The following is a 23,668-nucleotide window of genomic DNA, read 5'->3' as shown; positions in this document are numbered from 1 at the left end:
ATGAGCTTCGTCAGCGTACAGAAACTGCAGAAAAGCTACGCCGGCAGCCCGGTGTTCGAGCGCATCGACTGCCACATCGAACGCGGCGAATTCGTCACCCTGCTCGGCCCGTCCGGCTGCGGCAAGTCCACCCTGCTGCGCTGCATTGCCGGGCTGACCTCGGTGGACAGCGGGCAGATACTGCTCGACGGCCACGACATCGTGCCGTTAAGCCCGCAAAAGCGTGGCATCGGCATGGTGTTCCAGAGCTACGCGCTGTTCCCTAACATGACCGTGGAGCAGAATGTCGCCTTCGGCCTGCGCATGCAGAAGGTCAAGGCCGACGAAAGCCAGTTGCGGGTACGCGAGGTGCTGGAGCTGGTTGAGCTGGGCAAGTTCGCCGGGCGCTACCCGCACCAGCTTTCCGGTGGCCAGTGCCAGCGCGTGGCCCTGGCACGCTCACTGGTCACCCGCCCGCGCCTGCTGCTGCTCGACGAACCGTTGTCGGCGCTGGATGCGCGTATCCGCAAGCACCTGCGCGAGCAGATTCGCGCCATCCAGCGCGAACTGGGGCTGACCACCATCTTCGTCACTCACGATCAGGAGGAAGCGCTGACCATGTCCGACCGCATCTTCCTGATGAACCAGGGGCGCATCGTCCAGAGTGGCGATGCCGAAACCCTCTACACCGCCCCCGTGGACCTGTTTGCCGCCGGTTTCATCGGCAACTACAACCTGCTCGACGCCGACAGCGCCAGCCGCCTGCTGCAGCGCCCGGTGGCCAGCCGCCTGGCGATCCGCCCGGAGTCGATCACGCTTGGCGAGCACGGCGAGCTGGACGCCGAGGTGCGCAGCCACAGCCTGCTGGGCAACGTGATCCGCTACCGGGTGCGGGTGCGCGAAGTGGAGCTGGTGGTCGATGTGCTCAACCGCTCGCCGGCCGACTTGCATGCAGACGGAAAACGGGTAAGCGTGTCAATCGACCCCACTGCGCTGCGGGAAGTGGCTTAAGGAGACTCAACACAATGGCACTGGCAATTTTTGATCTGGATGAAACCCTGATCCACGGCGACTGCGCATCACTCTGGAGCGAGCAGATGGCCCGGCTGGGTTGGGTCGACGGCAAGGATTTCCTGCGCCGCGACCATGAACTGATGGAAGCCTATGGCAGGGGCCACCTGCAAATGGAGGACTACATGGCCTTCAGCCTGGAGCCGATTGCCGGGCGTACCCTGGAAGAAGTCGAGCACCTGGTGGCACCGTGGGTCGAAGAAGTGATCGAACCGATCATCTACGGTGACGCCTGCCGCTGCATTGCCGAGCACCGCAAGCGTGGAGATCGCATTTTGATCATTTCCGCTTCGGGTACGCACCTGGTCGGGCCGATTGCCGCGAGACTGGGCGTGGATGAGTACCTGGCCATCGAGCTGGAGGCAGTGAACGGGGTGTACACCGGCAAGACCCACGGGGTGCTGACCTATCGTGAGGGCAAGATCACCCGGTTGCTGGAATGGCTGGATCAGGAGCAGGAAAACCTGGAGGGCGCGAGTTTCTATTCCGATTCGAGGAATGACTTGCCGTTGTTGTTGAGAGTGGATCACCCGCATGTGGTGAACCCGGACGCTGTGTTGCGCGAGCATGCCGAGATCAATGGGTGGCCGATTCTGAGCTGGAGCTGAAGGTCTTTGTGGGTTGTGCCGGCTTCTTCGCGGGTAAACCCGCTCCTACATCGCACAGTGTTCAAATTGTGGCGATCCCGATGTAGGAGCGGGTTTACCCGCGAAGGGGCCAGCCTGCTTACACCAGGCTAGGGTCGATCACCATCACCAGCTTGCCCGACACCTGGTTGGTCTCCAGCTCGGCATACGCCGCCTGGGCAAACTCCACCGGATAGGTGTCGACCAGCTGCGGCGACAACCGCCCCTCGGCGAACAGCGGCCATACTTGCTGCTGCAGTTCGCGCAGCAGCTCGGCCTTGAACCCGTCATCACGGTTGCGCAGGGTGGAACCGGTAATTTGCAGACGCTTGCCCAGCACTTGGGCCAGGTCCAGCTCGAACTTGCGTCCGCCCATCAGGCCGATGATCACCCAGCGCCCGTCACGGGCCAGCAGCTTGAGGTTCAGCTCACCGTAGCTGGCGCCCACGGGGTCGAGAATCACATCGAACGGGCCGAAACCTTCCAGCTCGTCCAGGTTCTCGTTACGTACCACACCACCCGCAGCGCCCAGCGCTTGGCAGTAGGCCAGGCGGTCCTGCGAACCGACGCTGACCCATACCGGGCTGCCGAACGCCTTGCACAGCTGGATGGCGGCCGAGCCAACGCCACTGGCGCCGGCGTGCACCAGCACCTTCTCGCCAGCCTTCACTGCACCGAGCTGGAAGATGTTCAGCCAGGCGGTGGCATACACCTCCGGCAACGCTGCCGCTTCATGCAGGCCAAGGCCCTCGGGCACCGGCAGTACATGACGGGCGTCGACCACCACTTCCTCGGCCATGGCGCCGCTGGCCAGCAGGGCGCAAACGCGGTCACCCACGCGCCAGGCGGCACCAGCCCCCACTTCTTCAACCACCCCGGAACACTCCAGCCCCATGTATGGGCTGGCACCTGGTGGCGGCGGGTACAAACCTTTCATCTGCAGCAGGTCGGCGCGGTTCAACCCCGCAGCGGCCACGCGAATGCGCACTTGGCCCGCGTCACAGGTCGGGCGTTCGGCCTCGACCCACTCCACATGTCCGTCAACGCCTTGCAATGCCTTCACAGTGCCTCCATAGTTGAATCATGACTGGGCCTGAGGTCGCTTACCTCAGGCCTTTTGCAGTATTTGCCCGGCTCCATGGAACCGGCAACGGAAAAGACGGCCTACTATGCGTGATCAATTGCCTCCACGTCGAATCAGCATGAAGCATTTCCTTCCAAGCACCGCACTGGCTGTGATGATCGGCCTGGGCAGCCTCACGCTCGGCGGCAATGCGGCGGCCGCCAACAAGTGGGACAGCCTGCAGCCGGACCGCGACGAGATCGTCGCCAGCCTCAACGTGGTGGAATTGCTCAAGCGCCACCACTACAGCAAGCCCCCCCTGGACGATGCCCGTTCGGTCATTATCTACGACAGCTACATCAAGCTGCTGGACCCGGCGCGCAGCTACTTCACCGCTGCCGACATTGCCGAATTCGATAAATGGAAAACGCAATTCGACGATTTCCTCAAGAGCGGCAACCTGGACCCGGGCTTCACCATCTACAAGCGCTACCTCGACCGCGTCAAGCAACGCCTGGACTTCGCCCTGGCCGAGCTGAACAAGGGCGTGGACAAGATTGACTTCACCACCAAGGAAACCTTGCTGATCGATCGCAAGGATGCGCCGTGGATGAAGAACCAGGCCGAGCTCGACGACTTGTGGCGCAAACGCGTGAAAGACGAAGTGCTGCGCCAGAAGATCGCCGGCAAGGAACCCAAACAGATCCAGGAAACCCTGATCAAGCGCTACAAGAACCAGCTGGCGCGCCTGGACCAGACCCGTGCCGAGGACATCTTCCAGGCCTACATCAACACCTTTGCCCAGTCCTACGACCCACACACCAACTACCTGTCGCCGGACAACGCCGAAAACTTCGACATCAACATGAGCCTGTCGCTCGAAGGCATTGGCGCAGTGCTGCAAAGCGACAACGACCAGGTAAAGATCGTGCGCCTGGTGCCTGCAGGCCCGGCAGCCAAGACCAAGCAGGTGGCCCCGGCTGACAAGATCATCGGCGTAGCCCAGGGCAACAAGGAAATGGTCGACGTGGTGGGCTGGCGCCTGGACGAAGTGGTCAAGCTGATCCGCGGCCCGAAAGGTTCGGTGGTGCGCCTGGAAATCATCCCGGCCAGCAATGCGCCTAGCGACCAGACCAGCAAGATTGTGTCGATCACCCGTGAAGCGGTGAAGCTTGAAGAACAGGCGGCGAAGAAGTCGGTGCTCAAGCTCAAGCAGGACGGGCGTGACTACAAGCTGGGCATCATCGAGATCCCGGCCTTCTACCTGGACTTCAAGGCCTACCGCGCTGGCGACCCCGAGTACAAGAGCACCACGCGTGACGTGAAGAAGCTGCTCACCGAACTGCAGAAAGAGAAAGTCGACGGGGTGGTCATCGACCTGCGCAACAACGGCGGCGGCTCGCTGCAGGAAGCCACCGAGCTGACCAGCCTGTTCATCGAGAAAGGCCCGACCGTGCTGGTGCGTAACAGCGACGGCCGCGTCGACGTGCTGGAAGACGAAAACCCGGGGGCCTTCTACAAGGGCCCGCTGGCACTGCTGGTCAACCGCCTGTCGGCCTCGGCATCGGAGATCTTCGCCGGTGCCATGCAGGACTACCACCGCGCGCTGATCATCGGTGGCCAGACCTTCGGCAAAGGCACCGTGCAGACCATCCAGCCGCTCAACCATGGCGAGCTGAAGCTGACCCTGGCCAAGTTCTACCGGGTTTCCGGGCAGAGTACCCAGCATCAGGGGGTGCTGCCGGACATCGACTACCCCTCGATCATCGACACCAAGGAAATTGGCGAGAGCGCCCTGCCAGAGGCCATGCCGTGGGACACCATCCGCCCGGTGGTCAAGCCTGCGGCCGATCCGTTCAGGCCGTTCCTGGCGCAGCTCAAGGCGCAGCATGAGGCGCGCAGCGACAAGGATGCCGAGTTCACCTACATCCGCGACCGTCTGGCCCTGACCCAGAGGCTGATGAACGAGAAAACCGTCAGCCTAAACGAGCAGGAACGCCGCGCACGCCATGACAGCATCGAGAGCAAGCAACTGGCGCTGGAAAACACCCGCCGCAAGGCCAAGGGTGAAGAACCGCTGAAGGAGCTGAAGAAAGAGGACGAAGACGCTCTGCCGGTCGAGGATGAAAACACCAAGCCGGAAGACGACGCTTACCTCGCGGAAACCGGTCGCATCCTGATCGACTACCTCAGTGCCAGCACCAAGGTGGCCAAGAAGTAAGGCACCTCAGCAATGATGGCAGAATAATGCGACCTGTCATTAAACAGTCATCGTGCTGTCGTGAAATATAAGGGCCGGGCATGCAGATGCCCGGCCCTTATATTTCAGGAATCCATCATGACCGTTGCCGAACAGCTCAGTGCCTTGAGTGCCATCCTGGCTCAGCGCAGTATTCACAGCCTGTTCCAGCCAATCATGTGCCTGAGCGAACATAGGGTGTTCGGCCATGAGGCGCTGAGCCGTGGCCCGTCCAACAGCCCGCTGCATGCGCCGCTCAACCTGTTTACCATCGCCCGCCAGGCCGGCCGCCTGACCGAGCTGGAAGCGGCTTGCCGAGAAAGCGCCTGCCAACGCTTCAGCGAGCAGCAACTGCAGGGCAAACTGTTTCTCAACATCTCACCCGAATCGCTGCTGGAGCCGCACTACCCCTCCGGCCTGACCCTGAAACTGCTCGAACAGGTTGGCCTGCCGCCCAGCCGGGTGGTGATCGAGTTGACCGAGCACACGCCCACCGACGACTTCCAGCTGCTGTCCAATGCCGTGCACCACTATCGCGACATGGGCTTCTCGATTGCCATCGACGACCTGGGCGCGGGCTATTCCAGCCTGCGCCTGTGGTCGGAGCTGCGCCCCGAATACGTGAAGATCGACCGGCACTTCATTGACGGCATCCACCGTGACCCGCTCAAGCGCGAGTTTGTTGGCTCTATCTTGCAGATCGCCCGGGCATCGAAGGCACAGGTGATTGCCGAGGGCATCGAGCTGGCGGAAGAGCTGGAGGTGCTGGTGGAGATGGGCGTGGACCTGGTGCAGGGTTACTTGCTAGGGCGGCCACAGGAGCGGGGGGTACGCGACAGCGGGCTGTTACCTGCACTGACGCAATTGCCACCGACCGAACAACCGACAGTGCGCTTGAATGCCACGATCGGGCAGCTGCTGGAGCTGTTTGGTCGATACCAGCACCTGGAGGCATTGGAAGTGGTGGATGCCGATGGCAGAGGGTGCGGGTTGATTCACAGGGATGCGCTGCCTGTGCCGGCCTATTCGCGGGTGAACCCGCTCCTACGGGGGCCTGTGCCCAACCACCAATCAGGCGTAGGAGCGGGTTTACCCGCGAATACGGTAGCGGCGGCAACACTGAACGGCGGGTGGTAAATGGCCAGCAGGCCCGGCCCTTTCGCGGGTAAACCCGCTCCTACACGGCGGCCTGTGCCCAACCACAGACATGTGTCCACCTTCGATCAGGCGTAGGAGCGGGTTTACCCGCGAATACGGTAGCGGCGACAACGGTGACCGACGGGTGGAGATTGGCCAGCAGGCCCGGCCCTTTCGCTCAAGGTCACCACCTATAACGAATAGGCTGGAATGGGTAACGCTTCAGGCCGTTTCGGGATAGCTGTACTCGAACACCCGAACCACCTCAGAAGCATGCCACGAGGCGGCCTCCATGCCATCGACCGGCCCGGTAAACCGCCCCAGGCGCTCGACACACTCAAAGAAGCCAGTACGCGGCAAACGGCTGGCGCCTTGGCTGATCACCAGCGAACTGCGCAATGGCTGTTCGGCACGGGCATCCAGCACCGCCAGGTATTCCAGCGCGGCAGTCAGCGTCTGCATGGCCGGGCTGGGTAGCTGCAAGCGCTCGATCAGCGCTCGGTATGTCAGCAAGTGACGTTGACGACGGGCCAGGTCAAGCTCGCCCAGCAGGTTATCCCAGTGCTGACGGCTGATCCTGACCTGGCTCATGATGGCTCGCTCCAGCCAGCCACCCCCAGATGCCAGGCCAGGGCGCGGCGGATGGCAGCATCTGGCTGGCGTTCACCCGATTCGATCATGGCCAGATACGCCGGGCTCACCCCGACATTGCGCGCCAGTTGCTCCGGTGCAATGCCCTTGGCCTGGCGAATCTGGGCGACTTCGCTGAAGGCTGGCAGAGGGGCACTGGCAGCAACGCCCTGCGCCTCACTGGAAACCGCCTCGGCTGGTGCCTGCCCTGCAGCGCTGAGCAACGCCTGGTATTGCTCCCAGGGAACGACGGCGTACTCGGGTTGACCGTCCCGGCTGATGACCTGAATACCCATTACAAACCCCTTTAAAAAGGATTACAGCATGTAATCCGTAGGCATAACCCTTATGCCAATTATATTACCAACTCCGAGGTCTGTGCAGTTGAGGTGAGATTCAGGCCGGTTTCATTACTTGTTGCGCTCCAGCCGCAGCGCTTCCGGGGTAGCCGGCAGGCGCTCGACCACGCGCAGCCGTTCGGGTGCCTGGCTATCGCGCCAGGCCTTGAAGCGTGCCAACTCGTCGGCCACTGTTTTCAGCACCCAGCCCAGCACCGCGATGTCATCAAGGAAACCCACCCCCAGCAACCAGTCCGGGATGGCATCGATGGGGCTGACGAAATACAGCAGGCCCGCCACGACAGTGACCAGTGCCTTGGGGCTGATGGCACGGTACTCACCCCTCCACCAGGCCAGGCACAGCGACTGCAGCAGCTTCACATCTTCACGCAGTTGGCCGAGGCGCGGGCCTTTGCGCGCCACCGCGAACAACAAAGCCGGCAAACGACCGCGGCTGAGCAGGCGCTCGGCCAATGGCAGGAAACGGGCAAAATTCCAGGGTGCGCTCATGGAGCCTCCGAGAGGAAAAGGTTATCCACATTTATTGTGGATAACCTTGTGAACAGGGCGACGTTTCCGACCCCAGGTGCCTGCCAGGCAAGGGGCCCGGTCAGATCGGGCGTTTTTTACACAGTCGTTTCACGCCATGACTACCTGCGCCGCAAACGATTTGCGTCAGAAACATCCTACTTCTTCACGCTGCATTTCCTCGGACAGTATCAGCTGTTGCAGGTTCGTCCAATCGGCACAAACGAAAACGCCCCAACAATGTGGGGCGTTTCCGACAACCAGCCAATGTTACTTGGCAGGTGCTTCTTCAGGGGCTTCGGCCTGCGGCTCGGCACCTTGCAACTGGGCAGGATCCTTGATGGCGATCAGTTCCAGGTCGAACACCAGTACCGAGTTGGCCGGGATCAGCGGGCTAGGGCTTTGTGCGCCATAGGCCAGTTCAGCCGGGATGAACAACTTGTACTTCTCGCCGACGTGCATCAGCTGCAAACCTTCAACCCAACCTGGGATCACACCGCTGACCGGCAGGTCGATCGGGCTGCCACGCTCTACGGAGCTGTCGAATACCTTGCCATCGATCAGCTTGCCTTCGTAGTGGACAGTGACCACGTCAGTCGGTTTGGGCTGCGGGCCGTCGGCCTTCTTGACCACTTCGTACTGCAGGCCCGAGGCAGTGGTAACCACGCCTGGCTTCTTGGCGTTTTCTTCGAGGAATTTCTTGCCGGCGGAAGCGGCTTCTTCGCTGGCCTTGGCCAGGCGCTCCTCGGCGCGTTTCTGCAATGCGGTGAACGCTTCTACCAGCTCTTCGTCCTTGATGCGTTGTTCTTTCTTGCTAACGGCGTCTTCGATGCCGAGGGCGACTGCTTTCGAATCAAGGTCTTCCATGCCTTCCTGAGCCAGGCTCTTGCCCATGTTCAGGCCGATACCGTAGGAGGCTTTCTGCGCCGGAGTCTTCAGCTCGGGGCTGCTGGCTTGTTGATCGCAGCCAGCCAGTACCAGGCCTACCAGGGCAACCGCAGCCGCCAAACGATGCTGTTTCATGCTATTTCCTTGTTCATGCGCCATGAGGGCAATCAGGGTAAAGCCGCGAGCTTATCAGGCGGCCATGACCAATGGCTACCGGCATAGGAGCGGGTTTTCGTAAGGAAGTTCAGTCATTAAAAGCTTCTTCATCGAAGCTTTACAGCCATTGGCCAGTATTGACCCTTTGTGCCGGGTTTGCCGGGCTTTGGTGGCTTTTTATTTCTGCGGGTTCTGAGGTCGGAAACATCAGGCCAGGCAACCCCCGAAAACTCAAGGATAACGACCCTCTCGATATTCCCCTGCCACCTCCCGCAGCACCTCACCCACCCACTGCCCCGGCAAACTCAACGGCAAGGCGGCATTGCGGCAAATCCCCACCGACCCTCCCGGCTCACGCACACCCAGGTCAAGCTCGACCAGTTCGCCACGGCGCAGGTCGAGCAGCACGGCATCACGCGGCGCCACCCACAGGCCATCGCTGCCCAGCAGGTAACGCCGGCTCAGGGCCAGCGACAGGGTTTCCAGGCGCTGGGCCGGCATCTGGATGCCGCATTGCACAAACAGGCTGTCGGCATGCTGGCGGATGGTGGTACCGGCCGGTGGCAGCACCAGCGGGTAACGCCCCACCTGCCCCCGCTCCACGGGCGTGCTGGCCAGCAGCGGGTGACCCGGGCGCACCACCAGGCTCATCGACTCGCTGTACAGGTGCTCGAACGACAACCCCTGGATTTGTGGACTGTCGGTCATGCGCCCCACCACCAGTTCCAGCTCCCCCAGGTGAAGTTGGCCAAGCAACTGCGCGCTGACCCCGGTGACCACGCTGATCACCAGCGCTTCATGGCGCTGATGCAGGCGGCACAGCACCTCAGGCATGAGCAGCCCTTCGACCGTGGACAGCACGCCAATGCGCACCTGCGACGGCGCCCGCGCTTCACCGCGCAGGCTGCTGACGCCATCGCGCAGCGCCTGCACACTGGGCCCGGCGTAACGCATGAAGCGGGTGCCGGCCAGGGTCAGCTCGACACCCTGGCGGCTGCGCTCGAACAGGCGCGCCTCGAGCAGGTCCTCAAGCTCCTTGAGGGTCTTGGAAATCGCCGGCTGGCTGATCGACAGGATATCGGCCGCCCTGGCCAGGCTGCCCTGCCGGGCAATCTCCAGGAAGCACAGCAAGTGACGGTATTTGATGCGGGTGTCGAGGTTCATGGCAGCAAGCTTACCGCATCGCTACCTGCGGCGTATCCGGGTCGCGTTGCTGGCGGCGGAACTGGCCAGGTGGCAGGCCGTGGATCTGGCGGAAACGTCGAGAGAAGTAGGCCTCGTCCGCAAAGCCACAAAGCCGCGCCACCTCGCCCACCGGGCGGCTGCCGTTGAGCAGGTAGTTGCGTGCGGCGTGCATGCGCCGCTCCAGCACCAGCTCGCTGAAGGTCTTGCCAATTTCCTTGCGCAGCCAGTGGGTCAGGTAGGTCGGCGACAGGTAGGTGGCGGCGGCGACTTTCTGCAGGTTCAGATCGGGGTCGTCGATATGCCGGCGCAGGTAGTCGCTCATGCGGGCCAGCGCGGCGCGGCGGCTGAGCTGGGCCGCGTTGCTGTCGGCCAGTTCGCGCAGCGGCTCGGCGTACAGGCCGCAGACCTGGCCGATCAGCTGCAGCAACAGGCCCTTGAGCATTTCGCGGGTGCCGAAGCGGCGGTTGGCATCCAGTTCACGCAAGCGATCGAGGATTTGCCGCGCCTGGGCAAAGTCGGCTTCACCCAGGCAAAAGTCGAGATGCTCCTGAAAGCGGAACGGTGACAACTCCGGCGCCTGCAGGATCGACACTTCTTCCAGGTCCATCGGGTCGCAGGCCAGGTGCGGCAGCAGGAACGTCTGGGAGAAATTGATCACCACGAAGTCGCTGTCCGCCGGATGCGGGATCACGTGCACCCGGTGCGGCAGGATGAAAGCCAGGGTGTTGCGCCTGAACGGACGCTGCACGCTACCGATGTGTTGCACCGTGTCGCCGCCTAAATTGACCTGGATCTGAAAATACTCGTGACGGTGCGGCGCGGTCTCGGCGGGGCGCCCGCGCTGGTCGCGGATGTAAAAATCCATCAGCTCGCTGCGCTGCTGCATGACGTAGGTCGGAACCTCGCGCTTGGGAGGCATTGGGTTGGCTCCAGTCTTCAAGGATGGCGCTGTCTGGCCCCTTCACGGGCAAGGCCGCGAAGAGACCAGAGCAGGCGCAACAAGTTGTACGATGTCTAAAGTCATCAAATTAAACCTGTCTGCAAAAAGTCGCGCAACCCTAAACGCCCACAACCCGCTGAGAATGCGACATACAGCTGAAAATACGCGCAAAACCCCACCTTCGGATTTTCTTGGACAGCACAGCCATCCCCCGCCTCGAGCAAAAAAAACGGTCTAAAACCACCGTTGCATTCAATGCGTCGTACGACCACTGTAGAAAAGGGACTGCAGCCCAACCTCTACCAACAACAACAAACGAGGTCGACTCATGTCGAGCACGCCTACCCCCCGCGCCGCGTCGTCGTACACGCTGGACGCGGCCCCTGCCCAGCGCCTGCCTACCCGCCGCCGCTGGTTCATGCTGTCGCTGCTGCTGGTGGCGACCATCATCAACTACGTCGACCGGGTGAACATTTCCATCGCAGCGCCGTTCATGGCCAAAGACCTGGGCCTGGACAAGGTCGAGATGGGCCTGATTTTCTCCGCCTTCGCCTGGACCTACGCGCTGGCCCTGGTACCGGCTGGCTTCATTGCCGACCGCTTCGGCTCGCGCCTGACCTATGGCGTGTCGCTGATCAGCTGGTCGGCGGTCACCGTGGCCCAGGGCCTGGCCAGTGGCTTCGCCTCGCTGTTCGGCCTGCGCCTGGCGGTCGGCGCCATGGAGGCCCCGGCCTTCCCGGCCAACAGCCGTGCGGTCACGGTGTGGTTCCCCGCCCGCGAGCGCGGCATGGCCAGCAGCATCTACGTATGTGGCCAGTACCTGGGCACCGCGCTGTTCACCGGCGCGCTGCTGTGGCTGGCGACCACCTATGACTGGCGCCACGTGTTTTACAGCACCGGTCTGGTCGGCATCGTGTTCGGCGTCGTGTGGCTGGTGCTGTACCGCGATCCGCTGAACTGCAAGAAGGTCAGCAAGGAGGAACTGGCCTACATCGAGAACGGCGGTGGCCTGGTTAAGAGCAGCCAGCAACGTACCCGCTTCGACTGGCGCCAGGTCGCCGAACTGTTCCGCTATCGCCAGGTCTGGGCGATCTGCCTGGGCAAGTTCGCCAGCACCTCGGCACTGTACTTCTTCCTTACATGGTTCCCCACCTACCTGATCGAAGAACGCCAGCTGACGCTGATCAAGGTCGGCATCTTCGCGGTCATGCCGTTCATTGGTGCCACGGTCGGGATCCTCCTGGCGGGCATCGTCTCCGACCTGCTGATCCGCAAGGGCTACTCGCTGTCGTTTGCCCGCAAGCTGCCGCTGGTGGTGGGCTCGATGCTGGGGATGTCGATCGTGCTGGTGAACTTCACCGACTCCAATGTGCTGTGCATCGCCGTGCTGACCCTGGCGTTCTTCGCCCAGGGCATCGCCTCGTCGTCGTGGGCTGCCGTGTCGGAAGTGGCGCCAAAGGAGCTGATCGGCCTGACCGGCGGCATTACCAGCCTGGCGGCGAACATCGGCGGCATCGTCACACCGATCGTGATCGGCGCCATCGTGCACGCCAGTGGCTCGTTCGCCATGGCGTTCTGGTTCATCGGTGGTGTGGCGTTGATGGGCACACTGTCTTACTCGCTGCTGCTTGGGAAGCTGTATCGCATCGAGCTGAAGACTGCGGGCTGAGCCTGGGAGTGTATTGACGGTACCGGCCTCTTCGCGGCTAAAGCCGCTCCTACGGGGGGACGGTATTGGCCCTGAGTTTGACGCTATCCCTGTAGGAGCGGCTTCAGCCGCGAAAGGCCGGTACAGGTGCCTTGGATAGTCCAACCCAACCCCGCTTTCGTCCAACTTTGCCGGCCAGCCGCTGGATACGCTGACCACTCCAGTACGGAGGATCCACCCATGACCTACCTGTTCAACCCGCCGGCCATCGTCAGCCTGCCAATCCGCGGCAGCGATGCGCGCTTCCCGGTCGGCCGGGTGTTCTGCCTCGGCCGCAACTACCCGTGGCCGGAATCCTACGGCGCGGCGCCGCAGGAGCCTGTGTTTTTCATGAAACCGGCAAGCAACGTGGTCGAGGCCCTGGGCGAACTGCCCTTCCCGCCGCAGACCGACGAGTTCTGCCATGAGATCGAGCTGGTCGCGGCCATCGCCAAAGGCGGCGCCAACATCGCCCGCGAGCATGCCCTGGAGCACGTGTTCGGCTTTGCCGCCGGCCTGGACATGACCCGTCGCGATCACCAGCGCAAGGCCAAGGCCGAGGGCCTGCCATGGGAAGGCGCCAAGGTGTTCGAGGCTTCGGCACCGATGACCGCCATCGTCCCCGCCAGCGAATGCGACTGGCCGCTGGATGCGGCCCTTTGGCTGCAGGTCAATGGCCAGGAGCGCCAACGTGCACACCTCAGCCAGCAGACCTGGGCATTGGCCGAAGTGATCAGCAGGCTGTCTCGCCAGCTGCCGCTGCGCCCGGGCGACCTGATCATGACCGGCAGCCCGCCCGGTGTGGCACCGCTGAACCCGGGCGACACGATACACGCCGGGATCGACGGTATCGGCGAACTGCACCTGCACGTCGGTCCTCGCCCTGCCGGGCATACCGTCAACGCCGCCTGAACCTGTTGGAGCCTATCGATGAGCCAAAACAAGAAAGTCGCGCTGGTCACCGGTGCTGGCAGTGGCATCGGCCGTGCCGTCGCCCTCGCCCTGCTCGAGGACAACTTCAGCCTGGTCCTCGCCGGGCGCCGCGCCGAACCGCTACAAGCCGTCGTCGAGCAAGCGCAAGCAGCGGGTGGTGAGGCCTTGGCCGTTCCCACTGACGTGCGCGATGAGCAAAGCGTCGCGCACTTGTTCGCCACCATCGAGGAGGTGCATGGCCGCCTCGACGTAATGTTCAACAATGCCGGCATCAACGCCCCCGCTGTACTCGTCGACGAGCTTCCGTTGGAGAACTGGCGCAACGTCATCGCCACCAACGTCGATGGTGTATTCCTGTGCGCTCGCGCCGCCTTCGGCCTGATGCGCCGCCAGCAGCCGCAAGGCGGGCGGATCATCAACAACGGCTCGATCTCGGCGCACACCCCACGCCCGTTCACCGCACCTTACACCGCCAGCAAGCATGCGGTGCTGGGCCTGACCAAAGCGCTGGCGCTGGATGGTCGGCCTTACAACATCGTGTGCAGCCAGTTGGACATCGGCAACGCCCTGACCGAGTTGTCCGAGCGCATGACCCGGGGTGTGCGTCAGGCCAATGGCGAGATCGCCGCCGAGCCGATGCTCGACGTGCGCCATGTGGCCGATGCGGTGCGTTACATCGCAGCGCTGCCGCTCGACGCCAATGTACTGAACATGACCGTGATGGCCAGCAACATGCCGTTCGTTGGCCGTGGCTGATCCCTGTTTATGATGGAGTGACCGATGAAACCAGAAATCCTGCAACTGAGCCCTATCCTGATCCCACAGATACGTGAGCGCCTGGAACAGCTGTTCACCGTACACCGTTACTACGAACAGGCCGACAAGGATGCCTACGTCAGCCAGTATGCAAACAACATTCGGGGCGTGATTACCGGCGGCCACACCGGCATCAGCCAGGCGCTGATGGCGCGCCTGCCCAACCTCGAAGTGATCGCCGTCAATGGCGTCGGCACCGACGCGGTAGACTTGGCCTATGCCCGCGATCGCGGCATCCAGGTGACGGCGACCATCGGTGCGCTCACCGAGGACGTCGCCGATCTTGCCATCGGCCTGCTGATCGGCTTGTGCCGGGGGATCTGCACCGGTGACCGCTTCGTTCGCGCCGGCCGTTGGGCCACCAGCACCACGCCGCTGGCACCGCTGCCACTGGCCCGGCAGGTGTCGGGCATGCGCGTGGGCATCGTCGGCATGGGCCGGGTCGGTCGGGCGGTAGCACAGCGGGCGGCAGCCTTCGGTTGCCCAATCCGCTACACCGATCTACAGGCGCTGGATGTGCCCTACGGGTTCGAGGCAGATCTGCTGCAGTTGGCCAAGGGCAGCGATGCGCTGATCCTCGCGGCGGCGGCTGACAAGGGCGAGGCGCTGATCAATCGCGACGTGCTTCAGGCGTTGGGCAGCGAGGGGTACCTGATCAACATCGCACGCGGCAAGCTGGTAGATGAGCCTGCGTTGATCGCCGCGCTGCAGGCCGGCGAGATCGCTGGCGCGGCGCTGGATGTGTTTGCCGATGAACCGCGAGCGCCCGAGGCGTTGTTCGAGCGCGAAGATGTAGTCCTGCAACCGCATCGAGCCAGTGCCACGGTACAGACACGCACGCGCATGGGCGAGATGGTGGTGGCCAGCCTGGTGGATGTATTTGCCGGGCGCACGCCGCAGGGGTTGGTTATCTAGTCGGCTCGTGCTGGCCTCCTCGCGGGAAAGCCCGCTCCCACAGGTGCAGCGCCGTATTTGAAGGCGGTGCAAATTCCGTAGGAGCGGGCTTGCCCGCGAAGAGGCCGACACAGGCAGCAAAGGGTTTTCAGGCCAAAGCCAGCTCCACCGCCTCCCCCGTCAACCGCACCGGCCACACCCGCAACCTCTGCCCGGCATCCTCCAGGCACTCCCCACTCAGCAGGCTGAAATGCTGCTTGTACAACGGCGCCGCCACCACCAGTTCGCCCTGCACGCTGCCCACCAGCCCACGGCCGATGATATTGGCGCCGGAGCGCGGGTCACGGTTGTCCACCGCGTATAACGGCTGCGCCTGCCCCGGCAGGTAGAACAACGCCACCTGGGCCCCATCGAACCAAACCACGACCCCGGAATCGGCCACCAGGTCTTGCGCCTGGCACACCGTCTGCCAGTTTTCTTGCGTGTTCACAGCAGCATTGGCCAGGTTCATCAGACAGCCTCCTCGACAGTTGGGATCAGGTGCAGCGATGCAGCGGGCCGGCGTTGTTCGCGTTCGCGCACGAAGTGCACGTCCGGGTCGGCGCGTCGGTCGTTGACGAAGGTACGGAAGCGCTTGAGCTTCTCCGGATCGTTGAGGGCATTGGCCCATTCGCATTCATACTGGTCGACCACATGCTGCATCTGCGCTTCCAGCTCGCTGGCCAGGCCCAGGCTGTCGTCGATGACCACCTGCTTCAGGTAGTCCAGCCCGCCTTCCAGGTTTTCACGCCACACCGAGGTGCGCTGCAGCTTGTCGGCCGTGCGGATGTAGAACATCAGCACGCGGTCGATCAGGCGTACCAGGGTTTCGTCGTCCAGGTCGGTGGCGAACAGCTCGGCATGCCGCGGGCGCATGCCGCCGTTCCCGCACACGTACAGGTTCCAGCCCTTGTCGGTGGCGATAACGCCGATGTCCTTGCTCTGCGCTTCGGCGCATTCACGGGTGCAACCCGATACCGCGAACTTGAGCTTGTGGGGGCTGCGCAGGCCCTTGTAGCGGTCTTCCAGGCGCAGGGCCATGGCGACACTGTCCTGCACGCCGTAACGGCACCAGGTACTGCCCACGCACGACTTTACCGTGCGGGTCGACTTGCCATAGGCGTGACCGGTTTCGAAACCGGCCTCGATCAGTTCGCCCCAGATCAGCGGCAGCTCGTGCAACTGGGCGCCGAACAGGTCGATGCGCTGGCCACCGGTGATCTTGGTGTACAGGTCGTATTTCTTGGCCACCTGGCCGATGACGATGAGCTTGTCGGGGGTTATTTCACCACCGGGAATGCGCGGCACCACCGAATAGGTGCCGTTTTTCTGCATGTTGGCCATGAAGGTGTCGTTGGTGTCCTGCAGCGGCACCAGCGCCGGGTCCATGATCGGCTGGTTCCAGCACGAGGCGAGAATGTTGCCCACCGCCGGCTTGCAGATGTCACACCCCAGATGGCCCTTGCCATGGCGCTGGAGCAGTTCGCTGAAGGTGCGGATACCCTCCACCCGCACCAACCCGTACAGCTCCTGCCGAGTGTAGGCAAAGTGCTCGCACAGGCTCTTGTCCACCGCCACGCCGCGGGCCGTCAGCTCGTGCTCGAAGACTTGCTTGAGCAGGGCCGCGCAACCGCCGCAGCCGGTCGCGGCCTTGGTGCAGCCCTTGACCGCAGCCAAGTCGCTACAGCCACTGTCGATCGCGGCGCACACCGCCCCCTTGCTGACGTTGTGGCAGGAGCAGATGGTCGCGCTGTCAGGCAGTGCATCGGCGCCCAAGGCCGGCGCACCACCGCCTTGCGGCAAGATGAGCGCTGCCGGGTCGGCCGGCAGGGCGATGCCGTTCTGGGCGTACTGCAACAGGGTGTCGTAATAGCTGTTGTCGCCGACCAGCACCGCGCCGAGCACGTGCTTGCCGCTGGCATCCACCACCAAACGGCGGTAAGCGCTGTTGGCTTCATCGATGAAGCGATAGCTGCGCGCGCCCGGCGTGGCACCGTGGGCGTCGCCGATCGAACCGACATCCACACCCAGCAGCTTGAGCTTGGTCGACATGTCGGCGCCGGTGAACGCCACCGCCGCCTCGCCCATCAGCAGCCCAGCCAGGTTGCGCGCCATGCTGTAGCCCGGGGCGACCAGGCCGAACACGCTGCCGTTCCACGAGGCGCACTCGCCGATGGCGAAGATACGTGGGTCGCTACTGCGGCAGTGGTTGTCGATGACCACGCCACCGCGCGCGGCGATGTCCAGGCCGCAGCCCCGGCCCAGTGCATCCTGTGGGCGGATACCGGCGGAGAACACGATCAGGTCGGTTTCCAGGTGCTCACCGCCGTCGAAGTTCATGCGGTAGCGGTAGGTTTCACCGGCACTGACCGACTGGGTGGCGCGCGACAGGTGCACCCCCACACCCAGCGCTTCGATCTGCGCCTTCAACGCGGCACCGCCCTCGCCGTCCAGCTGGACCGGCATCAGCCGTGGGGCGAATTCCACCACGTGGGCTTCCAGCCCCAGCGACTTGAGGGCGTTGGCCGCTTCCAGGCCAAGCAGGCCACCGCCGACCACCACCCCTCGGCGGGCACCGGCTGCGGCAGCACGAATGCCATCGAGGTCGTCCAGGGTGCGGTAGACCAGGCGGGCATTGCCGCTGGAGCCTTCGATCGGCGGCACGAAGGGATAGGAGCCGGTGGCCAGCACCAGCTGGTCGTAGCCATAGCGACCTTCGGCAGTGACGACTTCGCGGCGCTCACGATCGATCTCCAGCACGGCCTCACTCAGGTGCAGGTGCACGCCATTGGCGTCGTAGAAATCGTGCTCACACAGGGCCAGGGTTTCGGCACAGCTGCCGCCGAAGTATTCGGACAGGTGCACGCGGTCATATGCGCGTTGGCGCTCTTCGCCGAATACCCGCACCTCGAAGCGCTGCAGGGCGCCGCGACTGACCAGTTGTTCGACGCAATGGTGGCCGACCATGCCGTTGCCGACGATGACCAGTCGCTCTCGTTGCCCGCTGCTCGCTGTTGCCTTCATAAGCCGATCCTCGATCAAAAAAAAAGCGCCTGGAGCCGAAGCTCCAGGCGCCTTTGCCTGTATTCATCACGGTAGGGGGCCCGGGTTGATCGCCGTTGATCAGTGGGCTTTGTTGTATCCGAGGTTAAGCAGGGAGCGTGCCAATCGGGTTGCCTGGGTTGCCTGTGTCGGCCTCTTCGCGAGTAAACCCGCTCCTACACTGGCCTCCACTGGTTCACCAGCGAAGGGGGCCGCCCAGCCAATGCACATTCAAAGTGCACAGCACCCCATCTTGGAGCACTTCAGTACACATCGCGCCGATAACGCCTGGCCTTGCTCAAGCCTTCGACATAAGCCGCAGCCGCCGCCGCATCCATCCGGCCATGCTCGGCGACGATCACCCGCAACGCCGCATCCACGTCCCTGGCCATGCGCTGCGCATCGCCACACACATAGAAATACGCCCCCGCCTCCAGCCACTGCCACAGCAGCGCACCCTGCTCGAGCATGCGCTGCTGCACATAGATCTTCTCGACCTGGTCCCGCGAGAACGCCGTGTCCAGCCGCAGGTGCCCCGCCGCCTGCCAGGCCTGCAACTGCTCCTGGTAATAGAAATCGGTCGCTGCGTACTGCTCACCGAAGAACAGCCAGTTGTCACCCTTTGCCCCCCGTGCCTCTCGCTCCTCGAGAAACGCACGGAACGGTGCAATGCCAGTACCAGGGCCCACCATGATCACCGGCACGCTGTCGTCCTCGGGCAAGCGGAAGTGCTTCGACACCTGCGGGAAGATCGCCACTTTCTGTACCTGCGCACGGTCAGCAAGGAAGCTTGAGCACACGCCTTTACGTTCGCCATAACGCACCGTCGACACCGTCAGATGCACCTGGCCTGGGTGCGCCAGCGGGCTGGAGCTGATCGAATAGAGCCGCGGCTGCAATGGCTTGAGCAGTTCTAGCCAGCTGGCCAGCGACAACTGCTGGGGGAAGGCGCGCAGCACATCGACCAGTTGCCGGCCCCACAGCCAATCTTGCAGCTCGGCCTTGCATTCAGGCTGCAGCAAACGCTGCAGGTCAGGCGCATTGCTGGCAAATGCCTGCAGTTGTTGCGCAGTGACCTTGGCAATTTCCAGGTGTGTTTGCAGGGCTTCGGCCAATGGCATGGCGCAATGACCTTTAAGCTCGACCATCGCCTGGCCGTCGAGCTGCATCAGCGTCAGCAGCTCTTCTACCAGGGCCGGGCAGTTGCGCGGCCATACGCCCAGGGCATCGCCGGCAGCATAACTGAAGCCGCTGCCGCCCAGGTCGAAGACCAGCTGGCGGGTTTCCTTGCTGGCGCCGGGGCCATTGAGCAGGCGGTTTTCCAGTACGGTGGCCATCCAGGGTTGCTGCTTGCTGAACGCCGATACGGGTGCAGGTTCACTCGCCGGAGGTGGCGCCGCGGCACTGCCCAGTGCAGGCAATAACGCTTCGAGCCAGCCGGCAAAGGCCTCGTCGAAGTCAGGCTCGCAGTCCACCCGTGGCAGCAGGCGCTGCCCTCCCAGCTCGGCCAGGCGCTGGTCGAGCTTGCGGCCAAAACCGCAGAACTGGTCGTAACTGGAGTCGCCCAAGGCCAGTACGGCATAGGGCAGCCCGGCGCAGTGGGCGCCCTCCTCGCCCTGCAAGGCCTGCCAGAATGCCGCGCCGCTGTCGGGCGCGTCGCCATCGCCAAAGGTGCTGGCGATCAACACCACACTGGCAACACCCTGCAGCTGGCTTGGGCTGACCGCCTCCAGGCAGCTGAGTTGCACGTTCAGACCAGCACCGCGCAGGCGCGCGGCACAGCGTTCGGCCAGTTGCTCACCATTGCCGGTCTGCGAGGCCCACAACACCTGATGCCATGGCGCGGCCTGTGCCGCGATGGGCGCAGTTACAGGCTGGGCGAACAGCCCGGCCAGCAAACCGTCGACAAACAAACGACGGCTGGCAGCCAGCGGCGCACTGGCGGGCAAGCGGGGTACGCCCTCGGCGCGGGCCTGGTCCAGACCCAGCAGGAAACCTTGCAGGTAATGTCGCTCTTCTTCGGCCAGCACCGGAACCGGCAGGGTGTGCAGGCCAAGCAGACGGGACAGGATGGCGGTCGGCATGCGGACAGGCTCTACAGTGGCAGTGTTCAGATCAAGGGCGTCGATGCGCTCGCCTGCGACCCGCTCCAGGGCTACGGCGCAGTGTTTGAAGGCAGGCTGCAGCGACAGCGGGTCGACCGCATCGCAGGTCGCGGCATTGATCGCCAGTTGCTCGCCGATCAGGTCATTCCAGTGAAACGGCGCAAAGCAGTTGCCCGGCATGACCCGGTCACTGATGCGCGCCGGCAACACGGCGTGCCCCCGGCGCGAGCGAACGGCCACCTGGTCCTTTTCAGCGACACCCAGCCGGGCGGCATCCTCGGGGTGAATCTCAAGGTAGGGGCCGGGCTCCAGCTTGTTCAGTGCCGGCACCTTGCCGGTCTTGGTCAACGTGTGCCATTGGTGCTGCACGCGACCGGTGTTCAGCACCATGGGGTAGTTATCGTCCGGCACTTCCGCTGCCGGTAACCAGGGCCGCGCAAAGAAGCGCGCCTTGCCGCTGGCGGTGGGAAAGGCCAGTGCCGGCCGCCTACCCCGGGCATCGAGCAGGAACGCCTGGCTGCTGCCGTCGTTGAGGTAGCGCAGCGGGCTACGATGCTGCTCGCTGCCCGGTGCACAAGGCCACTGGCGCGGCTGTGTACGCAATTCGGCATAGCCGATACCGCGCAGGTCATAACCGGTAACAGGGTTGTGGAAGCGGCGTATTTCCTCATACACCGCTTCGGCATTGGGGTAGTCGAAGGCGTCGGCATAGCCCATGGCACATGCCACGCGGGCAATGATCTGCCAGTCCGGCAAACTTTGCCCGGGGGGCTCGACAGCGCGTGGCATCAGGGTGAGGTTGCGCTCGCTGTTGATCATCACACCCTCGCCTTCGGCCCACAGCGCGGCCGGCAGCAGGATGTCGGCGTAACGGTTGGTTTCGGTGTCGAGGAAGGCGTCCTGGGTAATGACCAGCTCGGCCTTGCGCAGGCCGTCGATCACTTGCTGGCGGTTGGCGACACTGGCCACCGGGTTGCTGCAGATAACCCAGCAGGCTTTCACTTCACCGGCTTTCATCTGCCCGAACAGCGCCACCGTACCCTCGCCGCCCTCGCTTCGCAGGCTGCCGGGTGGCAGTTGCCACTGTCGTTCGACGAACGCGCGGTCGTCGTCCACCAACGCAGAGCGCTGGCCTGGCAAGCCGGGGCCCATGTAGCCCATGTCGCGGCCGCCCATGGCATTGGGCTGGCCGGTCAGTGAGAACGGGCCGCTACCGGGGCGGCAGATGGCACCCGTGGCCAAATGCAGGTTACAGATGGCGTTGCTGTGCCAGGTGCCGTGAATGCTCTGGTTCAAGCCCATGGTCCAGCAGCTCATCCAGTTGTTGGCGCTGCCGATCCATTCGGCGGCCTTGATGATATCGGCCTCGGCCAGCCCGGTGATGGCGGCTACGCGCTCGGGGATATAGTCGTCGAGGAAGGCCGGCAGTTCGTCCCAGCCTTCGGTGTGGCGGGCGATAAAATCGGGGTTGGTGTGGCCGTTGCGATGCAGCAGGTGCAAAAGGCCGTTGAGCAAGGCCATGTCACTGCCGGGGCGCACCTGCAGAAACAGGTCGGCCTTGTCGGCGGTTGCGCTGCGCCGCGGGTCGACGACGATCAGCCTGGCGCCGGCCTTGACCCGATCAAGCAGGCGCAGGAACAGGATCGGGTGGCAGTCGGCCATGTTGGCGCCGATCACCAGAAAGACGTCGGCGTGCTCGAAGTCCTGGTAACTGCCAGGTGGGCCATCGGCGCCCAGCGAAAGCTTGTAGCCACTGCTGGCGCTGGCCATGCACAGGCGCGAGTTGGACTCGATGTGGCGCGTACGAATAAAACCCTTGGCCAGCTTGTTGGCCAGGTACTGGGCCTCCAGCGACATTTGCCCGGACACGTACAGCGCCACGGCATCTGGGCCGTGCTGGTCGATGATGCCGCGCAGACGCTCGGCGGTGGCAGCGATGGCCTGGTCCATACTGGTGCGCACTGGCGGCTGGCTGCGTTGCTGGCGCACATAGGCGTCGGCCATGCGCCCGCTCGCACTCAGTGGCAGATGTGCGGTGAGGCCTTTGGTGCATAGGCGGCCAAAGTTGCTCGGGTGCAGCTTGTCGCCGCTGATCTTGCCGACCTTGCCATCGGCAACGCTCATGACGATGCCGCAGCCCACGCCGCAGTAGGGGCAGACGCTGCGTACTTCGCTGTTGGCCATGGGCGGGCTCCTGTGGAAAACGCAAAAAGGCGCCGGCTGCCCCGGCATGCTGATGCAAGCGGGGCAACACGGCGCCTTTGTCGTGAAATGGTGAGGGCTGTCGACGTTGATAGCCCGGGATGAGGGTAGATCAGCAATTTATGGGCCAGCTATACCGGCCCTTTCGCGGGCATGCCCGCTCCCACAGGGATATCGCAAGGCCTGAGGGCGGCGCCGTACCTGTGGGAGCGGGCGTGCCCGCGAAGAGGCCTGCACAGGGTACGCACCATGCGGTGGCAAGCCGGTACCCGCTGGCGCTATGCTGGGGCAATTTTCAGCATGAGCAACTGCCCTCCCCCCATGTCCCAGGTGATCCTCAAGACCCCCGCCCAACTCGACCTGATGCGCCGCGCCGGCCAGCTACTGGCCCAGGTGTTCACCGAACTCGACAGCTTCATCCGCCCCGGCGTGACCACGATGCAGATCAACGACCGCGCCGAGGCGTTCATCGTCGATACGCTCAAGGCACGGCCAGCAAGCAAAGGCCAGTATGGCTTCCCTTACTCGCTCAATACTTCGGTGGACCACGTGGTATGCCACGGCATACCCAAGGTCGATGAGGTGCTCAAGGAAGGCTCGATCATCAACGTCGACATCACGCTGGAACAGGGCGGCTACATTGCCGATTCGTCGAAGATGTATTGCATCGGCAAGATCAGCGAAGAAGCCCGGCGCCTGGTCGACACCACCTATGACGCGTTGTGGAAAGGCATCGAGCAGGTGCGCCCTGGGGCAACGCTGGGTGATATTGGTCATGCCGTGCAGGCCCATGCCGAGGCGGCGGGTTACAGCGTGGTGCGCGAGTATTGCGGCCACGGTATTGGCCAGCAGATGCATGAAGGGCCAGAGGTACTGCACATTGGCCAGCGCGGCATGGGCATGAAGCTGAAACCGGGGATGGTGTTTACCATCGAGCCGATGATCAACCAGGGTGGCCGCGGCACGCGCGAGTTGAAGGATGGCTGGACGGTGATCACCCGGGACCACAGCTTGTCGGCGCAGTGGGAGCATACCGTGGCGGTGACTGAGGGTGGGTATGAGGTGCTGACATTGCGGGAGGAGGAACGTCGTGGCTGAAGCTGCGGCAAACGCGTGCAGGTATGGATACAAAATGCAGGCACAAAAAAAGCGACCCTAGGGTCGCTTTCT

The 23,668-nt window shown here is 63.5% G+C and carries 19 protein-coding genes; 9 read left to right on the top strand and 10 right to left on the bottom strand.

Annotation, left to right across the window (positions count from 1 at the left end):
• Together ACF8FG_RS03570 and ACF8FG_RS03565 are read left to right on the top strand one after the other, a co-directional pair.
• Positions 1 to 990, top strand: a complete 990-nt coding sequence (locus tag ACF8FG_RS03570) for an ABC transporter ATP-binding protein (RefSeq protein WP_010952771.1) — start codon at positions 1 to 3, stop codon at positions 988 to 990.
• 14 nt (positions 991 to 1,004) lie between these two features.
• On the top strand, positions 1,005 to 1,658 hold the full coding sequence (locus ACF8FG_RS03565; protein WP_003252546.1) for an HAD family phosphatase: 654 nt from the start codon (positions 1,005 to 1,007) through the stop codon (positions 1,656 to 1,658).
• A 118-nt stretch (positions 1,659 to 1,776) separates the two neighbouring features.
• On the opposite strand, the gene ACF8FG_RS03560 is transcribed toward ACF8FG_RS03565, so the two are convergent.
• Positions 1,777 to 2,739: an NAD(P)H-quinone oxidoreductase gene (locus ACF8FG_RS03560; RefSeq protein WP_070384223.1), complete on the bottom strand. Its 963-nt coding sequence runs from the start codon at positions 2,737 to 2,739 to the stop codon at positions 1,777 to 1,779.
• Positions 2,740 to 2,878: 139 nt separating this feature from the next.
• Here ACF8FG_RS03560 and ACF8FG_RS03555 point away from each other — a divergent pair, with 139 nt between their 5' ends.
• Entirely contained in the window at positions 2,879 to 4,960 is a 2,082-nt protein-coding gene (locus tag ACF8FG_RS03555; RefSeq protein WP_019436774.1) for a carboxy terminal-processing peptidase, read from the top strand.
• Positions 4,961 to 5,077: 117 nt separating this feature from the next.
• On the top strand, positions 5,078 to 6,115 hold the full coding sequence (locus ACF8FG_RS03550) for an EAL domain-containing protein (protein ID WP_014592063.1): 1,038 nt from the start codon (positions 5,078 to 5,080) through the stop codon (positions 6,113 to 6,115).
• A gap of 222 nt (positions 6,116 to 6,337) precedes the next feature.
• Here ACF8FG_RS03550 and ACF8FG_RS03545 read toward each other — a convergent pair whose 3' ends face one another.
• From ACF8FG_RS03545 to ACF8FG_RS03520, 6 genes are all read right to left on the bottom strand, one after another.
• Positions 6,338 to 6,706, bottom strand: a complete 369-nt coding sequence (locus ACF8FG_RS03545) for a hypothetical protein (protein ID WP_003252539.1) — start codon at positions 6,704 to 6,706, stop codon at positions 6,338 to 6,340.
• Positions 6,703 to 7,041 carry a helix-turn-helix transcriptional regulator gene (locus ACF8FG_RS03540; protein ID WP_004577645.1) on the bottom strand — a complete coding sequence of 113 codons (339 nt, stop codon included), beginning with the start codon at positions 7,039 to 7,041 and terminating at the stop codon, positions 6,703 to 6,705. Before ACF8FG_RS03540 ends, ACF8FG_RS03545 begins: the two co-directional genes overlap by 4 nt.
• A gap of 114 nt (positions 7,042 to 7,155) precedes the next feature.
• Positions 7,156 to 7,593 (bottom strand): YkvA family protein, encoded by a 438-nt coding sequence (locus tag ACF8FG_RS03535; protein ID WP_010952766.1) that lies wholly within the window; start codon positions 7,591 to 7,593, stop codon positions 7,156 to 7,158.
• A gap of 288 nt (positions 7,594 to 7,881) precedes the next feature.
• Positions 7,882 to 8,634: an FKBP-type peptidyl-prolyl cis-trans isomerase gene (locus tag ACF8FG_RS03530; protein WP_010952765.1), complete on the bottom strand. Its 753-nt coding sequence runs from the start codon at positions 8,632 to 8,634 to the stop codon at positions 7,882 to 7,884.
• A gap of 252 nt (positions 8,635 to 8,886) precedes the next feature.
• On the bottom strand, positions 8,887 to 9,819 hold the full coding sequence (gene pcaQ, locus ACF8FG_RS03525) for a pca operon transcription factor PcaQ (RefSeq protein WP_014592064.1): 933 nt from the start codon (positions 9,817 to 9,819) through the stop codon (positions 8,887 to 8,889).
• Between the two features lie 10 nt (positions 9,820 to 9,829).
• Positions 9,830 to 10,759, bottom strand: coding sequence for an AraC family transcriptional regulator (locus ACF8FG_RS03520; protein WP_014592065.1), 930 nt, complete (start codon positions 10,757 to 10,759; stop codon positions 9,830 to 9,832).
• Between the two features lie 349 nt (positions 10,760 to 11,108).
• Here ACF8FG_RS03520 and ACF8FG_RS03515 point away from each other — a divergent pair, with 349 nt between their 5' ends.
• From ACF8FG_RS03515 to ACF8FG_RS03500, 4 genes are all read left to right on the top strand, one after another.
• Positions 11,109 to 12,449, top strand: coding sequence for an MFS transporter (locus ACF8FG_RS03515; RefSeq protein ID WP_070384226.1), 1,341 nt, complete (start codon positions 11,109 to 11,111; stop codon positions 12,447 to 12,449).
• Positions 12,450 to 12,668: 219 nt separating this feature from the next.
• Positions 12,669 to 13,379: a fumarylacetoacetate hydrolase family protein gene (locus ACF8FG_RS03510; protein ID WP_076403604.1), complete on the top strand. Its 711-nt coding sequence runs from the start codon at positions 12,669 to 12,671 to the stop codon at positions 13,377 to 13,379.
• A gap of 18 nt (positions 13,380 to 13,397) precedes the next feature.
• Positions 13,398 to 14,156 carry an SDR family oxidoreductase gene (locus tag ACF8FG_RS03505; protein ID WP_318077806.1) on the top strand — a complete coding sequence of 253 codons (759 nt, stop codon included), beginning with the start codon at positions 13,398 to 13,400 and terminating at the stop codon, positions 14,154 to 14,156.
• Between the two features lie 24 nt (positions 14,157 to 14,180).
• On the top strand, positions 14,181 to 15,131 hold the full coding sequence (locus ACF8FG_RS03500) for a 2-hydroxyacid dehydrogenase (RefSeq protein WP_318077807.1): 951 nt from the start codon (positions 14,181 to 14,183) through the stop codon (positions 15,129 to 15,131).
• Between the two features lie 127 nt (positions 15,132 to 15,258).
• Here the strand turns inward: ACF8FG_RS03500 and nirD are convergent, their stop codons facing one another.
• The 3 genes from nirD to ACF8FG_RS03485 all read right to left on the bottom strand — a co-directional run bounded on the left by nirD (position 15,259) and on the right by ACF8FG_RS03485 (position 22,480).
• Positions 15,259 to 15,621, bottom strand: coding sequence for a nitrite reductase small subunit NirD (gene nirD / locus ACF8FG_RS03495; protein WP_014592070.1), 363 nt, complete (start codon positions 15,619 to 15,621; stop codon positions 15,259 to 15,261).
• Positions 15,621 to 18,173, bottom strand: a complete 2,553-nt coding sequence (nirB, locus tag ACF8FG_RS03490; RefSeq protein WP_318077808.1) for a nitrite reductase large subunit NirB — start codon at positions 18,171 to 18,173, stop codon at positions 15,621 to 15,623. The genes nirD and nirB overlap by 1 nt, the downstream gene beginning before the upstream one ends.
• Before the next feature lie 281 nt (positions 18,174 to 18,454).
• On the bottom strand, positions 18,455 to 22,480 hold the full coding sequence (locus tag ACF8FG_RS03485; protein WP_134697496.1) for a bifunctional nitrate reductase/sulfite reductase flavoprotein subunit alpha: 4,026 nt from the start codon (positions 22,478 to 22,480) through the stop codon (positions 18,455 to 18,457).
• A gap of 318 nt (positions 22,481 to 22,798) precedes the next feature.
• Here ACF8FG_RS03485 and map point away from each other — a divergent pair, with 318 nt between their 5' ends.
• Positions 22,799 to 23,596, top strand: a complete 798-nt coding sequence (map, locus tag ACF8FG_RS03480) for a type I methionyl aminopeptidase (RefSeq protein WP_012053431.1) — start codon at positions 22,799 to 22,801, stop codon at positions 23,594 to 23,596.
• Positions 23,597 to 23,668 lie beyond the last annotated feature (72 nt).

It is taken from the genome of Pseudomonas sp. YQ_6, assembly GCF_043103245.1.
Lineage (GTDB): Bacteria > Pseudomonadota > Gammaproteobacteria > Pseudomonadales > Pseudomonadaceae > Aquipseudomonas > Aquipseudomonas alloputida.
Note: the sequence above shows the minus strand (reverse complement) of the source record. Positions and strands in the feature narration are given on the sequence as shown.